We start from the raw sequence: 13,503 nt of genomic DNA, 5'->3' as shown, positions 1-13,503 counted from the left end.
GCACCCGTCAACACGTTAGTACCTACAACCAACGAGTGTGAGACCGCCATCCTCCCTGCTCAGCAGCACACGGCGCCAGAGAAGTGGCCGTAACTTCGGCCTAGACCCGGGGGGTTGCCCCCAAGCAAGCCCGGGCCCCCGGCCAGCCGCCTCGGCGCCGGGGGCCCGGTCGCGCCCGGGGGGCTCAGGCGGCGGGCCGGTCCCGCAGCTGGCTGCCGTACCGGTCTACGTGCCCGCACGCCCCGCCGCGGCACCCCTGCACCGGGCAGGGGGCCCAGGAGGGGCGCTCCCCTATGTCCCGCAGGTCCCGCTCCCAAGCCTCGCGCTCGGCGTCCGGGGCTCGCTGCGGGTCCACGATCCGCCCCCCCGGGTCCTGCAGCGCCCACCCCCGCTGGTCGTCCAGCACCAGGTGCAGCCCGCGGGACCGGTGGGCCACCCACCGCAGCTCCCTGTTCCACAGCAGGTCGGTCCAGCGCCGGGACAGGCGGGAGGCGGACCGCAGCTTCCCGGTGACCGGGAGGGCCCGGTACTGGTGCCGGCTCGGCCCGGCCAGGTAGGCCCCGATCGCCGCCTCTAGCGCGGGCCGGGGGTGGGGGCTCTCCCAGGCCAGCTCCAGCAGTTGCTCCACCAGCAGCTCGAAGTCAGCCAGCTCCCAGTACTTGTTGGGGCAGTAGTAGGTTTCGTTGGGCGACAGCAGGATCCAGCGGACCCGGCTCAGGTCCCAGTACGAGGGGTAGCACAGCTTCGAGAACCGGTAGGCGTCGTGCTGCTGGATCAGCCAGCACCACTGGCCGCGCCGGTTCGGGGCCCAGAAGGCCAGGCCCCGTGCCGGTTCGGGCAGCTGCTCGGGGCCCTGGGTCAGGAAGGCGCTGCGCACCTGGGCGCTGTTGCAGGCCGCCTCGCTGCGTGTCTTTGCATCGATCACCGCCCAGACCAGGTCCTGCCCGTCGGGGTCCGGAGCTGGCTCGACCAGCGCCAGGTCGGGCCGGCACCGGCTCTCCCCGTCCCGTACCGGCTGCAGCACCAGGTTCTGCACCCGCCTTCCCCCCCAGCCGCTCGGCAGTCTCGCCCAGCCCGAGGACCCTCAACACCCGGACCCGCTCGGGTGCCCTGAGCTGCTCGAACGCTTCGCAGAGGGCCCTCAGCACTTGCTCCTCGCGGCACCCGGCGTATCCGCTGGACTGCTGCTGTACCCGCTCCAGCAGCCGCTGGTCGGACTCGGCGCTCTTCAGCCGATTCCACAGCTCTCGGTCCTCCAGCGCCAGATCGTGGCCGGGGGGCGAATTCTGGAAAGCCATGGGCGCCTCCTGGGGCTCGGGTTCCGATACCCTACGGTAGCACAGGCGCCAGTCGCGGCCATTGGGGGCCGGACGCTTCGGGCGCTTCGACGGTTCGGCAGTCCGAGGCGGCAACTCGGCGAGGTCGGCTGGTTCCACCGGTGGTTGCGACACTCCGGCCATGATGGTCGGTGCCGAAGAAAGCAACCACCGGTGGAACCAGCCGCCCTCCGGGCGAAGCTGCCCCAAGCCGCTGAGCACCTCGAGGAGGCGAGAGAAGACCTGCTCGCGCCCTCGTCGTTCCCCAGGGAAACCTGGCGCCAGGTCTGGAGCTCAAACCCCCAAGAACGGCTGAACCGCGAGATCCGACGCAGGACGGATGTGGTCGGGATCTTCCCCGACCGCCGCTCGATCATCCGCCTCATCGGCGCCGTGCTCATGGAACAGACCGACGAGTGAACCGAGGCGCGCCGCTCCATGGGCATCGAGGTCTTCAACAAGATCGACCAGCCACTCGCCGCCCCCCTGGACACCGAGCACGCCACCTCACTCGAGCTCCCCGAGACCCCCATAGCGGAAACTCACCCTCGGATCACGCGGTGGTCGCGTACACCACTCCAGCGGACGTGGCCCTGTTCGGGTGAGCGGGCTCAAGATCGGCTAACGCCCGGGTCTCTACGGAGGCCCAGGTCCTCACCTCTCAACGCAACGCCCTCGTCGCGCTCGAGGTGCCTGTCGAGCGGATCTACGTCGATCATGGATTGACCGGCACGGACCCAGGCCGGCTCGGGCTGCCGCGGCGGGAGCCGCGGGTGCTCACCCCCGCCGGGGTTGAGGCGCTGGCCGAGGCGGTCGCGGAAGTCGACGGGGCGCTCGTTGCAGGCGAGACCAAGACTGGCCGGGTGCGCACGGTACCGCTGCCTGAACGGCTCGTGCCGCTCCTCGAGCGGCAGGTAACGGGGAAGGCGGCGACAGGGCTGGTATTCCACGGGCAGCGCGACGGGCCGCGGCGCCATTCGTGGTTCTGCCGCCGCTTCTTCCGACCTGCCTGCGAGCGGATCGGGCGGCCTGACCTACGGTTTCACGACCTGCGGCACACCTGCGAATCCTGGCTGGTCGGCCAGGGCGTCCATCCGCGGGCCGCCATAGAGGTGCGGGGGCGGCTCGACGCCATATGGCCGGACGGTAGTGGCACGAGGCAGGAGGCGGGAGGGTGAGGAAGGGGGCGAAGACCCGGCCTGAGCTGGGGTTTTCTTGGCTGGCGGGGGAGGGCTCGAACCTCCAACCTCCTGATCCAAAGTCAGGCGTTCTGCCGGTTGAACTACCCGCCATCGTCGTCGGCGGCGGAGCCAGTCCCAGCCCGACGGCGACCCGACCAGCCTAGGCCACCTGGGCGTCTCGCTCCGCCACCCTCCGGCATCGGGGGCGGGACACACGCGCGTCTGGTCGGACAGGCTCGCACCCACCCTTGTGCGACGGGATCCGCTGTGCTATCGATACGCAGCGGCGGAACCTTCGAGGGCGAAAGCGCCCTGGTCCAAGGGTCATGCGACCCGACACAGGCAGCTCAGGTCCGGCGCCGAGCAGCTCTCGACGACGAGCAGAAAGAGGCGGGAATGGCAACACGTCGACCGATGGTCGACGATGACGATCGGGACGACCCCAAGGGCAGCCAGCGGGGGCCCCGGCGAGTCGGGCCGCCCGAGCCGGGCCGTCACCGGGCCCAGGGACTGGCAGTCCTTCCCTTGTTGGCCGGCGCGTCCCTCGTCGGCCTGCACGCCGGAGCGCGCCCGACGACCGCACTGGCCGACCAGCAATCCCCCGAGCCGGCAGCCTCCGACGGCACCGCAGCCACCGTGGAGCGGCTGCTCGCCGAGGCCCGGGCGATGGCGAGCCAGACGGTGACCTTCGACGGGGCAGGGCCCCAGACGGTGCAACTCGGCGACGCCACCCTCCTCCAGCGGGCGCTCGCACTCCCGGGCCTGACCCCCAACGAGCGAGCCGAACCGGAGTCGGCCCCCACGGCGGCGTTCGTGTCGCCAACACCGCCGGCCGGGGCAGGGTCCCTGGTCCCCGGGGCGACACCGGAGGCGGTCCACGCCAGCCCGGACGATGCCGGCACGCAGAACATCGTGCTGAACGAGTACGCGGGCTGCACGACACCGCTGGGAATCGTGAGCAGTCTGGACGTGGCCAACGGTTATTCGGTCAGCGGCAACGTGATCACGAACGTCGCCCCTCCCTACGAGGACCCCAAGACTGCCCTCGGTTTCAGCTCCATTTCGCCGGTCACCGACCAGGTCTACGGTGGCGACGGACAGACCGAGGTCGAGTCCGTCTTCACCTGGATCGCCGGCATCGGCATCCCGCCGTTCGTGCAGAGCAACACCTACCGCATCGCCTTCCTCGTCCACGGGGACGGGCAGTCCTCGAAGCAGGTGCAGCTGGACTGCAACGGGTTCGGATCCTGAAACCATGACCCTTCTCGCCGTCACCCAGACGGACTGGGTGTTCACCGTGGCCCTCGTCCTCGAGCTCTTCCCGCTGGCCGGGCTCGTCGACGCCACCGTGCTCTCCCGGCAACGCTGGGCTGCCGCCGGTGGCCGACGATGGGCGTGGCTCCTTGCGCTGGCGATCTCGCTCTTCCTCCCGTTCCTGGGGGTGCTCGTCGCGGTCTTCTACCTCCTTCAGGGTCGGCCGGCACCCCTGAGCTGGGAACAGCAGCCGCCCCGGCCGCCCAACGGGACCGAGTGACCGTGGGACCACGCCCGTCATCGGAGCTAGCGGTGCTCGACTTCGACGCGTTCTGCCGCTACCTCGCGACGGAGCTCTCGCTCCAGCCGGAGGTCCTCCGCACGACGCCGGGCTCGTCTCCGAGATCGGCCTGGACTCGTTGGCCGTCCTTGAGCTCGTGGTCGCCGTCGACGCCCTGCTCGAACCCCACGGGTGCCAGCTGCCGGTCAGCTTTCCGGACCCTGCGGCGACGGTCGGCGAGCTCTACCTCCTGTACTGCGAACTCGTCCAACGCCCGCGAGCTGCGGGCGACGGCAACGCCGGCGACCCCGGGGACAGCGCTCCGGCCGACGCTCCCGGTCGCCTCCGGGGAGCAACGGTCCGCCTCCGGCCCGTGCGGCCCGACGACCTCGCCACGCTCTACCACCTCGTCATCGAGGACGAGGCCATCGGCTTCGGCTGGCGCTTTCACGGCGCGTTGCCGACCCCTGAGGTCTTCCAGGCCGTGCTCGACCGGGACGTGCTCGCCCAGCACGTCGTGACCGATCGAGGGACCCAGGAGGTGGTGGGCCTGCTCACGGCCTTCGCCCCCAACCTCCACTCGGGCACCGCCCATCTCGCCATGTTCCTCGGCGAACGGGCCCGGCGCACCCGCCGGGCAGGAGAAGCATTCGGCCTCTTCGTCACCCACCTCTTCTCCACCTATCCCCTCCGCAAGCTCTACCTCGAGGTCCCGGCCTTCGTCCTGCCTGCGTACCAGTCGGCCGCCCGTCAAGACCTCTTCGTCTGTGAGGGCAGACGGCGCGAAGTCCACTACTGGGAAGGCCGCTACTGAGACGAGGTGATCCTGACCCTCGATCGGGCCCGAGCCCTCGCAGCCTGGCAGCGTCTGCGCGACGCCCTCCTGCCCCGCCACGGACCAGGACCGGCCACCTTGGCGCCCGCTGGGAACGAGCCGCTAGTGTTCCCAGGGCCATGGGATCGCTGATCAAGAAGCGCCGCAAGCGCATGCGGAAGAAGAAGCACAAGAAGATGCTGAAGGCCACCCGCTGGCAGCGGCGCGCTGCCGGGAAGTAGGCGAGCACGCGCTCCTCTCGTGGCGGCTCCCGGTGGGAACGGTTTCCTGCCAGGGCGCTGTCCCCGGGTGACGTGACCAGCCTCAACCAGCGGGGTCGACGACCGCCCGGACGGGGCGCCCTTCGGGGTCGGCCGCCCGGGCGATGACGAGCAGCCCTGGCTGACCGTCGGGGCCGGTCACGACCCGGTTCCCCTCGGCCACGAGGTGCTGCGCGCTCGTCTCGTCGGGCAGTTCGGCGAACCAGGTCGAGCCGCTGCCAGCCAGCCGGGGCTCGTGACCGCTCAGCTCCCCGAGGAGGTCCCGCCAGGCGGCCAGGCGCGGTTCGAGCGACAGGGCAGCCGGCTCCAGGTCGTTGCCCGCAGGTCCCTCAGGTCCCCCGAGCTCGTCCCACCGCCGGTAGCAGGCGACGGTGCTCACCCCGAGGGGAGGCAGGAGGAGGAGGAACGTCCGGGGCTGAAGCGGCAGGGGTTCGACCTGTTCCCCGACGCCCGTGACCCGGGCCCGCCCCCCCCGCAGGCAGAAGGGCACGTCGGCGCCGAGCCTGGCCGCAACCGCCACGTCCCGCACCCCGGCCCAGCGGAGCACGGCGGCGGCGTCGGCCGAGCCGCCCCCGAGACCGGCGCCGGCCGGGATCCGCTTGCGCAGCACCGCCCGGGCCCGACGGTCAACCGATCGCAGGGCCCGAGCGACCAGGTTGTCGGGTCCCGGGTCGATCGGGCCCAGGCCCAAGCCGCCGATCACCTCGTCCTCCACCACCAGCCCGTCCCCCGGGGCCAGCAGCAGCTCGTCGCCGAGGTCCAGGCTGACCATCTCGGCGTCCAAGAGGTGGTAGCCGTCGGGGCGTCGGTCCGTGACCCGCAAGCTCACCGTCAACTTGGCCGGCGCGACGAGCCGGCACGGGAGCCCACCTGTCGGCCCGGTCGGCCTCACGGGACTCCCTCGGGAGCGAGGCCGGCTGGCACCGGGGACCACCGGGCGAGGCGCCCCCAGGCTTCGAGGTCCAGGGTCTCGGCCCGGGCCCGGGGATCGACCCCGGCGGCCAGGAACCCGTCCTCGGGCACCAGCCCGGCCAGGGCTTGCCGGAGGGTCTTGCGGCGATGGCCGAAACCGGCCCGGACCAGGGTGACCAGCCGGGCCTCCAATGGCCCCGGCAGGTCCAGGGCCGGCTGCTCCCGGCGCTCCAGCGCCACGAGGGCCGAGGCCACCTTCGGCCGGGGCACGAAGACCGTGGCCGACACCGCCCCGAGCCGCCGGGCCCGGGCCCGGTAGGCGACGAGCACCGAGACCGCCCCGTAGGCCTTGCTGCCCGGCCCGGCCACCAGCCGGTCGGCCACCTCCCGCTGGACCATCACCACCAGCCGCGTGACCTGCGGGGCGGTCTCGAGGAGCCCCATGACGATCGGCACCGCCACGTTGTAGGGCAGGTTGGCCACCACCGCCCACGGCCCCGGCGGCGGGGCGAGCGTCGTCCAGTCGACCTGGCAGGCGTCCCCCAGGACCACCTCCACCCCCAGGGGTGCCACCGTCTGGGCCAGGACCGGCAGCAGGTGCCGGTCGGCCTCGAGGGCCCGGACCTGGGCGCCCGCCTCGACCAAGGCCCGGGTCAGGGCCCCGAGCCCAGGTCCGATCTCCAGGACCCGCTCCCCCGGGGTCAGGGCCGCCAGCCGGACGATCCGCCGCGCGGTGTTGGCGTCCGCCAAGAAGTGCTGCCCGAGGGCCCGGCTCGGCCGGAGGCCGGCGCTGCGCAGCCAGAACGGCACGTCCCACGGGGGTCGGGTCGCCTCCCCCGCCGGCGTGGGCGCCGGATCGTTCACCACCGGGTCAGCCGGCACCGCTCGCCGACGCCGGCAGGCCGAAGGCCGCCCTCGTGTTGGCCGTCGTCCGGGCCGCCAGCTCGCTGGGGTCGACGCCGCGCAAGGCAGCCACCGCCTCCCCCACCACCCGCACCCAGGCGGGCCGATTCGGTTGGCCCCGGTGCGGCACCGGGGCCAGGAAGGGGGCGTCGGTCTCCACGAGCAGCCGCTCCGCCGGGCAGAGGACGGCCGCCTCCCGGACCTCCCCGGCGTTCTTGAAGGTCACGATGCCGCTGAAGGACAGAAAAGCCCCGAGGTCCAAGCAGGCCCGGGCCTCCGTCGGCCCCCCGGTGAAGCAATGGATCACCGTCACCGCCGGGGGCCCCTCGGCCCGCAGGATGTCCAGGGTGTCCCCCCAGGCCTCCCGGGTGTGGATCACCAGCGCCAGCCCGAGGCGCTTCGCGAGGTCGATCTGTTCGGCGAAGGCCTGGCGCTGGGCCGGGCGGGGCGAGTGGTCGTAGTGGTAGTCCAACCCGCACTCCCCGATGGCCACCAGCCGGCTTCCCGCCCGCCCAGCCGCCCCCTCGGCCAGGGCCACGACGGCCTCGGTCCCGAGCCGGGCCTCGTGGGGGTGCAGGCCGACCGCCGCGTAGGCCTCGCACCCGAGGGTCGTCGGATCAGCCGCCTCGGCCACGGCCAGCGCGGCCCGGGAGGTCTCCTCGTCGGTCCCCACGCACACCACGCCCCGCACCCCGGCGGCGGCCGCCTCGGCGAGGGCCGTCGCCCAGTCCTGGTCCTCCAGGAACCGGTCCTGGAGGTGGCAGTGGGCGTCCAGCCACTCCACGCGGGCGGCCCCAGCCGGACCCGGCGTCACCGACTCGGCCATGGACGGAACAGTGTCCGGACTCATCGCCGACGAGGGAAGAGTGGCTCGCCCTTCACCACGGGTCGACCCCCCGGGTAGCCGCCCCAGGCGGCGGCCGCCGGCAGCCGCTGGTCCTCGGGCCGGCCCTCGAGGCCGATCCGGCGCCAGATCTCGGCCGAGGCGAGGGGGATGGCCGGGCTGGCGAGCAGGGCCACGATCCGCAGGACCTCCAGGGCGTCCCCAAGGACCCCGTCCACGGCCGGGCCCGGCTCGGCCCGCCACGGCTCGGCCGCCTCCAGGGCGGCGTTCGCCTCCCGCACCAGCCGCCAGGTCTGTTCCAGGGCCTCGTGGGGGGCGAAGCGGTCCCAGGCTGCGCTGGTGGCGGCCACCACCTCCTCCGCGACCGGCGCCAGGGGGCTCTCAGGCCGGGGGGCTGGCCCCACCCCGCCGCACTTGCGCTCCACCACGGTCGCCACCCGGGCCAGCAGGTTGCCGAGGTTGTTCGCCAGATCGGCGTTGTAGCGGGCCACGATCCCCTCGTAGGAGAACTCCCCGTCGGCCCCGAGGGGCACCTCCCGGAGCAGGTGGTAGCGGACGGCGTCCACCCCGAAGTCGGCGACCAGGGCAGCCGGGGCGATCTCGGTGACCTTCACCGGGCCTTCCCCCGCCGCCAGCCGGGTCTTCGAGAGCCGCTCCCCGCCCACCAGCAAGAAGCCATGCACCTGCACGTGCGCCGGCGGCTCGATGCCCGCCGCCATGCACATAGCCGGCCACCAGACGCAGTGGAAGCGCAGGATCTCCTTGCCGATCAGGTGGTGGACGGCGGGCCACCAGGTCGAGAGGCCCTCGTCGCCCTGGTCGTAGCCGATAGCCGTCAGGTAGTTCACCAGCGCGTCGTACCAGACGTAGAAGACGTGCTCGGGGTCCCAGGGGACCGGCACCCCCCAGCTGATCTGGGTCCGGGTGATCGAGATGTCCCGCAGCCCGCCCTTCACGAAGCTCAGCGCCTCGTTCCGCTTCGCCTCGGGCCGCACCGCCTCGGGGTGCTGCTCGTACCAGGCGACCAGCCGGTCCTGGAAGGCGCTCAGCCGGAAGAAGTAGTTCTCCTGCTCGAGCCACTCGACGGGCCGCTGGTGGTCCGGGCAGACGCGGCCTGGGCCCAGCTCGGCCTCGTCCTTGTAGGCCTCGCACCCCACGCAGTACCAGCCGGCGTAGCGGTCCTTGAAGATCCAGCCGTTCTCGTAGATCTTCGTCAAGAACCGCTGCACCGCCCGGTAGTGGCGGGGCTCGGTGGTCCGGATGAAGTCGTCGTTGCTGACCGCCAGGGCCTCCCACGCCTCGGCGAAGCGGGGGGCCAGCTGGTCGGCCCAGGCCTGGGGCGTGGTGCCGTGCTCCTCGGCCGCCCGGGCCACCTTCTGCCCATGCTCGTCGGTCCCGGTCAGGAACAGCACCTCGTCGCCCACCAGCCGATGCCAGCGGGCCACGGCGTCGGCGTTCACCGTGCAGTAGGCGTGCCCCACGTGGGGCGCGTCGTTCACGTAGAAGATCGGCGTGGTGACGTAGAACCGGGCCACCGCCTCAGGCTACCGGCCCCGCACCGCCCCGATCGGGCCCGGGGGCCAGCCGTCGACCCGCTCCGCCCTACCAGTTCGCCACGTGGCAGGCCCCCCGCCCGGTCCGCTCGACGTAGCGCTGGTGGTACTCCTCAGCGGGCCAGAAGGTGCTGGCCGGCTGCACCTCGGTCACGATGGGCCGCGAAAAGCGCGGGGCCATCGCCGCCTTCGAGGCCTGGGCGAGGCGCAGCTGTTCGGGCCCGTGGCAGAAGACCGCCGAGCGGTACTGGGTCCCGACGTCGGGGCCCTGGCGGTTCGGGGTCGTGGGGTCGTGGTGGCGCCAGAAGACCTCCAGCAGGTCCTCGTAGCGGACCTTCGTCGGGTCGTAGGTGACCAGGACCGCCTCGGCGTGGCCGGTGTCGCCCTGGCAGACCCGCTCGTAGGTCGGGGCCGGGACGTGCCCCCCGGTGTAGCCCGAGACCACCTCCACCACCCCGGGGACCTTCCGGAAGACGTCCTCCACCCCCCAGAAGCACCCGGCGGCGAAGGTGGCGAGGGCCAGCCCCGGGGGCGCCTGGCCCGGTTCCACCGGCGGCCGCTGCGCCAGGGCCGCCGCCCGCTCCGCCTCGCCGCCCGATCGTCCGAAGAACCCCATCGTCGCCTCCTGTCCGTCCCCTGCCAACGCTCCTCCGGACCTCACCCATTCCCACCCGCCTCGCCCGGACCGACCCTGCTGGGTGCCGCCTCCGGGTCCCTCGCCAGCGCCGCCTGGTAGGCCCGACGCCGCGCCACCCCGAGCGCCCGGGCCGCCCGGGCAGCGGCCTGGCTCGGGCTGGCTCCCCGGGCCCGCTCGGCCGCCACCGCGGCCGCCAGGTCCTCCTCGCTCGGCGGCACCCGTCCGGTGGGCTGCCCCGAGGGGGCCCCGGCGAGCACCAGGACCACCTCGCCGCGCAGGGCGCCCTGCTCAGCCCGCTCGGCGAAGGTGCGGGCGGCGGCCCCGAGGGTGCCCCGCCATACCTCCTCGTGGAGCTTCGTCAGCTCCCGAGCCACCACCACGGCCCGGTCGTGCCCCAGGGCCTCGCCGAGCTCGGCCAGGGTGCCGGGCAGGCGGCGGGCCGACTCCAGCAGCACGCTGGTCCGCTCCTCGACGGCCAGGGCCGCCAGCCGGGCCCGGCGCTCGGGCCCCCGGCGGGGCAGGAAGCCCTCCAGGCAGAAGCGGTCCATCGGCAGGCCGCTCACCACCAGGGCGCAGAGCACCGCGCTCGGCCCTGGCACGGCGCTCACCGGCACCCCGGCGGCGACGGCAGCAGCCACCAGCGCCTGCCCGGGGTCGCTCACCCCCGGGGTGCCGGCGTCGCTGACCAGCGCCACCTCGGCGCCCTGGGCCAGCCAGCCGAGCACCTCGGGGATGCGCCGACGCTCGTTGTCCCGGTGCAGCGAGACGAGCCGGGGGGCGGCCACGCCGCTCGCGGCGAGCAGCGCCCGGGTCCGCCGGGTGTCCTCGCAGCAGACCACCGTCGCCTCGGCCAGGGCCTGGCGGGCCCGGGGCGAGAGGTCCCCGAGGTTGCCGATCGGGGTGGCCACGACCACCAGGCGCCCCCGTCCCTCTGGGCGGGAGAGCCCCTCGGGGCGGGAGGGCTCCGTGCTCATCGTCCCGCCGTCGCCCCGCTCACCGGCAGCGCTCGAGCTCGAGCTGGTCGCCGGGTGCGAGGCCCCAGCGTTCGAAGGCCCCGGCCGGAGCCTCGACGACCGCCCAGCACCACCGGGGCCGCCCGATCCGCCAGGGCGGCACCGCCGGGGTGACCTCCAGGACCCGCAGCTGGCGGTCGAGGTAGGCCACGTCGATGGCGAAGCGCATGCCGAGGGTGTGGACCGCCCGGGTCCGGGGCAGCACCAGGGCCCCCTCGAGCGACGACCGCCCGAGGAGGCCGACCCAGCGGGCCAGGGGCCCCTCGGCCACCTCGGCGCTGGCCAGGACCTGACCGGCCCGCAGCAACCAGTAGGCGTGGCGCTGCCCAGCCATGGTGCTCAGACGTTGAACCGGATCTCCAGCACGTCCCCGTCGGCCACCTGGTAGTCCCGGCCCTCGAGCCGCACCCGGCCCTCCGCCTTGGCCCGCTGCCAGGACCCGATGGCCAGGAGCTCCTCGGCCGGGATGACCTCGGCCCGGATGAAGCCCCGCTGGAGGTCCGAGTGGATCACCCCGGCGCACTCCGGGGCGCTGGCCCCGGCCCGGAAGCTCCAGGCCCGGGTCTCCTTCTCCCCGGTGGTGAAGAACACCCGTCGGCCGAGGAGCCGGTAGGCGGCGGCCGACACCCGGGCGAGGGCCCCGGCCCCGAGGCCCAGGCCCTCGAGCAGCTCGGCCCGCTCCGCCTCCTCCAGCTCGGCCGCCTCGGCCTCGAGCCGGGCGGCCACCGCCAGCACCTCCCCGGCACCCCCGAGGGCCTCGCCCACCGCCTTCTCAGCCCGGGCGGCCCCCTCGGGGTCGCCCTCGGTCACGTTCACCACCGCCAGCACCGGCTTGGCGGTCAGGAGGAACAGGCCTCGGCGGGCGTCAGCCCCCTCGGGGTCCAGGGCGGCCCGGTACAGGGGGGTGCCGGCGGCCAGGGCCTCGTGGACCTCCTCGAGGGCGGCCACCTCCCGCTGGAGGGACTTGTCGGCCCGGGCCTGCTTGCGGCGCCGCTCCAGCTGGCCCTCGACGCTCGCCAGGTCGGCCAGGACCAGTTCGAGCTCCAGGGCCTCCAGGGCGGCCACCGGGTCGCTCTCCCCGGGCACCTCGGGGTCCTCGAAGGCCCGGAGCACCAGGCAGAGAGCGTCGACCTCCCGGATGCCGGCGAGGAAGCGGTTCCCGAGCCCCTCCCCTTGGGACGCCCCGGCTGCCAGCCCGGCGATGTCCACCACCTGGACCCCCGCCGGCACGACCTTGCGGCTCCGGCTCATCTCGGCCAGCCGTCCCAGACGCTCGTCGGGGACGCTCGCCACCCCGAGGCTGGTCTCGGTGGTCGTGTACGGGTGCGGGGCCACCGGCGCCCGGGCCCCGGTCAGGGCGTTGAAGAGCGAGGTCTTCCCGGCGTTGGGCAGGCCGACCAGGCCGAGTCGTTCCACGAGCCGAGGCTAGCGGCCGGGCCCGTCGGCAGCCGACCGGGTCCCGGCTACCATGGGCAGCCATGTCGAAGCGGACCGTCAAGCGGAAGCTGCGCGCCAAGAAGAAGGCCAACCACGGCAAGCGCCCGAACTGCGGCCGGGGCTGAGGCTGGCCGGCCTCAGGCCGGGTCGGGCGGGGCGACCCGCTGGTCCCCCCGGGCCCCCGGGGCCGTGGGGTCGTAGGCGCAGCCCTTGGCGGCCAGGATCCCGACGAGGGCGCTCGGCCGGTCGGTGATGATCCCGTCCACCCCGAGGTCCACCAGCGAGCCCATGGTCAGGGGGTCGTTCACCGTCCAGACGTGGACGGCCAGGCCTGCCTCGTGGGCGGCGTGGACGAGCAGCTCGTCCACCACGGTCAAGGACCCGTGCCGGGCGGGCACCTGGAGGGCCTGGTAGGGCAGGGGGCCGACCGGCTCGCCTCGGTGCACCGCCCGCCAGAAGCTCGCCACCTGGACCGTCCCGGCCGAGGTGGCGATCTCGGGGGCCAGGGCCCGGAAACGCTCGGTGGCCACGTCCCAGAACGACGCCACGATGGTCCGCTCCTCGTAGCCCCGGCGCCGCAGGGTCTCGGCCAGGGCAGCCTCGTAGGGGGCCACCTCGGGGGCGGTGGCCTTGATGTCGAGGTTCAGCACCACCCCCGGGTGCTCGTCCAGCAGGTCCAGGACCTCCTCGAGGCGGGCGATCCGCAGCGTGGGGTCGGCCGGGGCTCGGCCCCGCAGCGGGTAGGCGTCGGCCGGCCGGTCACGGGGATGCTCCTCCCCGGGCACGAACCAGTAGGCGTTGTCCAGCGCCGCGAGCTCCGCCCAGGTCATCTCGGCGATCCGGCCCCGACCGTTCGTGGTCCGGTCCACGGTCCGGTCGTGGCAGACCACGAGCACCCCGTCCGCGCTGGCGTGGACGTCCAGCTCGATGCCCGTGGCCCCCACGGCCAGGGCGTGCTCGACGGCCGCCAGGGTCGAGGAGGGGGCCTCGTGGGCGCCGCCCTGGTGGGCGTAGGCCAGGACCCGCCGGGCCAGCCACGGGGAGGCCGCTCGCTGGGTCTTCGGCACGGGCCAACGCT

At 73.8% G+C, this 13,503-nt stretch carries 16 protein-coding genes, 1 tRNA gene and 1 pseudogene; 7 read left to right on the top strand and 11 right to left on the bottom strand.

Going from position 1 to position 13,503, the window contains the following annotated elements:
* Positions 1 to 184: 184 nt before the first annotated feature.
* On the bottom strand, positions 185 to 1,036 hold the full coding sequence (locus Acit_RS02040; RefSeq protein WP_248105290.1) for a hypothetical protein: 852 nt from the start codon (positions 1,034 to 1,036) through the stop codon (positions 185 to 187).
* A gap of 469 nt (positions 1,037 to 1,505) precedes the next feature.
* Here Acit_RS02040 and Acit_RS02035 point away from each other — a divergent pair.
* A pseudogene (locus tag Acit_RS02035) lies at positions 1,506 to 1,733 on the top strand (transposase); the annotation flags it as partial.
* 272 nt (positions 1,734 to 2,005) lie between these two features.
* On the top strand, positions 2,006 to 2,494 hold the full coding sequence (locus Acit_RS02030) for a tyrosine-type recombinase/integrase (protein WP_248105289.1): 489 nt from the start codon (positions 2,006 to 2,008) through the stop codon (positions 2,492 to 2,494).
* Between the two features lie 38 nt (positions 2,495 to 2,532).
* Here the strand turns inward: Acit_RS02030 and Acit_RS02025 are convergent.
* Positions 2,533 to 2,608: transfer RNA gene (locus Acit_RS02025), tRNA-Gln, on the bottom strand.
* Positions 2,609 to 2,911: 303 nt separating this feature from the next.
* Between Acit_RS02025 and Acit_RS02020 the strand changes: the two genes are divergently transcribed.
* The 4 genes from Acit_RS02020 (at position 2,912) to Acit_RS02005 (ending at position 5,087) form a co-directional block, all read left to right on the top strand.
* Complete coding sequence (locus Acit_RS02020) at positions 2,912 to 3,748, top strand: hypothetical protein (RefSeq protein WP_248105288.1); 837 nt, start codon at positions 2,912 to 2,914, stop codon at positions 3,746 to 3,748.
* A 4-nt stretch (positions 3,749 to 3,752) separates the two neighbouring features.
* The gene (locus tag Acit_RS02015; RefSeq protein WP_248105287.1) at positions 3,753 to 4,031 is read left to right on the top strand and encodes a hypothetical protein; all 279 of its coding nucleotides are present in this window, start codon (positions 3,753 to 3,755) and stop codon (positions 4,029 to 4,031) included.
* A gap of 139 nt (positions 4,032 to 4,170) precedes the next feature.
* Positions 4,171 to 4,845: a GNAT family N-acetyltransferase gene (locus Acit_RS02010; RefSeq protein WP_248105286.1), complete on the top strand. Its 675-nt coding sequence runs from the start codon at positions 4,171 to 4,173 to the stop codon at positions 4,843 to 4,845.
* Positions 4,846 to 4,985: 140 nt separating this feature from the next.
* Positions 4,986 to 5,087, top strand: coding sequence for a 30S ribosomal protein bS22 (locus Acit_RS02005; protein WP_248105285.1), 102 nt, complete (start codon positions 4,986 to 4,988; stop codon positions 5,085 to 5,087).
* Positions 5,088 to 5,169: 82 nt separating this feature from the next.
* Here the strand turns inward: Acit_RS02005 and Acit_RS02000 are convergent, their stop codons facing one another.
* The 8 genes from Acit_RS02000 to ychF all read right to left on the bottom strand — a co-directional run bounded on the left by Acit_RS02000 (position 5,170) and on the right by ychF (position 12,404).
* Entirely contained in the window at positions 5,170 to 5,955 is a 786-nt protein-coding gene (locus tag Acit_RS02000) for a 4-(cytidine 5'-diphospho)-2-C-methyl-D-erythritol kinase (RefSeq protein WP_248105284.1), read from the bottom strand.
* Positions 5,956 to 6,014: 59 nt separating this feature from the next.
* A complete protein-coding gene (gene rsmA / locus Acit_RS01995) occupies positions 6,015 to 6,902 on the bottom strand; it encodes a 16S rRNA (adenine(1518)-N(6)/adenine(1519)-N(6))-dimethyltransferase RsmA (RefSeq protein WP_248105283.1) in 888 nt (295 codons plus the stop codon).
* Between the two features lie 7 nt (positions 6,903 to 6,909).
* The gene (locus Acit_RS01990) at positions 6,910 to 7,767 is read right to left on the bottom strand and encodes a TatD family hydrolase (protein WP_248105282.1); all 858 of its coding nucleotides are present in this window, start codon (positions 7,765 to 7,767) and stop codon (positions 6,910 to 6,912) included.
* 20 nt (positions 7,768 to 7,787) lie between these two features.
* Positions 7,788 to 9,320, bottom strand: coding sequence for a methionine--tRNA ligase (gene metG / locus Acit_RS01985; RefSeq protein ID WP_248105281.1), 1,533 nt, complete (start codon positions 9,318 to 9,320; stop codon positions 7,788 to 7,790).
* A 67-nt stretch (positions 9,321 to 9,387) separates the two neighbouring features.
* The gene (gene msrA, locus Acit_RS01980) at positions 9,388 to 9,861 is read right to left on the bottom strand and encodes a peptide-methionine (S)-S-oxide reductase MsrA (protein ID WP_376745999.1); all 474 of its coding nucleotides are present in this window, start codon (positions 9,859 to 9,861) and stop codon (positions 9,388 to 9,390) included.
* Between the two features lie 134 nt (positions 9,862 to 9,995).
* Positions 9,996 to 10,949 carry a 16S rRNA (cytidine(1402)-2'-O)-methyltransferase gene (rsmI, locus tag Acit_RS01975; protein ID WP_248105279.1) on the bottom strand — a complete coding sequence of 318 codons (954 nt, stop codon included), beginning with the start codon at positions 10,947 to 10,949 and terminating at the stop codon, positions 9,996 to 9,998.
* Between the two features lie 19 nt (positions 10,950 to 10,968).
* The gene (locus Acit_RS01970; protein ID WP_248105278.1) at positions 10,969 to 11,322 is read right to left on the bottom strand and encodes a DUF192 domain-containing protein; all 354 of its coding nucleotides are present in this window, start codon (positions 11,320 to 11,322) and stop codon (positions 10,969 to 10,971) included.
* A gap of 5 nt (positions 11,323 to 11,327) precedes the next feature.
* Positions 11,328 to 12,404 carry a redox-regulated ATPase YchF gene (ychF, locus tag Acit_RS01965; protein ID WP_248105277.1) on the bottom strand — a complete coding sequence of 359 codons (1,077 nt, stop codon included), beginning with the start codon at positions 12,402 to 12,404 and terminating at the stop codon, positions 11,328 to 11,330.
* Between the two features lie 62 nt (positions 12,405 to 12,466).
* Here ychF and Acit_RS13830 point away from each other — a divergent pair, with 62 nt between their 5' ends.
* A complete protein-coding gene (locus Acit_RS13830) occupies positions 12,467 to 12,550 on the top strand; it encodes a 50S ribosomal protein bL37 (protein WP_376745998.1) in 84 nt (27 codons plus the stop codon).
* Between the two features lie 12 nt (positions 12,551 to 12,562).
* On the opposite strand, the gene Acit_RS01960 is transcribed toward Acit_RS13830, so the two are convergent.
* A complete protein-coding gene (locus tag Acit_RS01960; RefSeq protein ID WP_248105276.1) occupies positions 12,563 to 13,492 on the bottom strand; it encodes a glycerophosphodiester phosphodiesterase family protein in 930 nt (309 codons plus the stop codon).
* Positions 13,493 to 13,503: the final 11 nt, after the last annotated feature.

Source organism: Aciditerrimonas ferrireducens, from assembly GCF_023130475.1.
GTDB classification, from domain to species: domain Bacteria; phylum Actinomycetota; class Acidimicrobiia; order Acidimicrobiales; family UBA8190; genus Aciditerrimonas; species Aciditerrimonas ferrireducens.
This window is presented reverse-complemented; position numbering and strand designations above follow the sequence as displayed.

Coding starts and splice junctions, on each gene's coding strand:
- Acit_RS02020 (WP_248105288.1), top strand. CDS start 2,912: ATGGTCGACGATGACGATCGGGACGACCCCAAGGGCAGCCAGCGGGGG.
- Acit_RS02015 (WP_248105287.1), top strand. CDS start 3,753: ATGACCCTTCTCGCCGTCACCCAGACGGACTGGGTGTTCACCGTGGCC.
- Acit_RS02005 (WP_248105285.1), top strand. CDS start 4,986: ATGGGATCGCTGATCAAGAAGCGCCGCAAGCGCATGCGGAAGAAGAAG.
- Acit_RS01990 (WP_248105282.1), bottom strand. CDS start 7,767: ATGGCCGAGTCGGTGACGCCGGGTCCGGCTGGGGCCGCCCGCGTGGAG.
- rsmI (WP_248105279.1), bottom strand. CDS start 10,949: ATGAGCACGGAGCCCTCCCGCCCCGAGGGGCTCTCCCGCCCAGAGGGA.
- Acit_RS01970 (WP_248105278.1), bottom strand. CDS start 11,322: ATGGCTGGGCAGCGCCACGCCTACTGGTTGCTGCGGGCCGGTCAGGTC.
- Acit_RS13830 (WP_376745998.1), top strand. CDS start 12,467: ATGTCGAAGCGGACCGTCAAGCGGAAGCTGCGCGCCAAGAAGAAGGCC.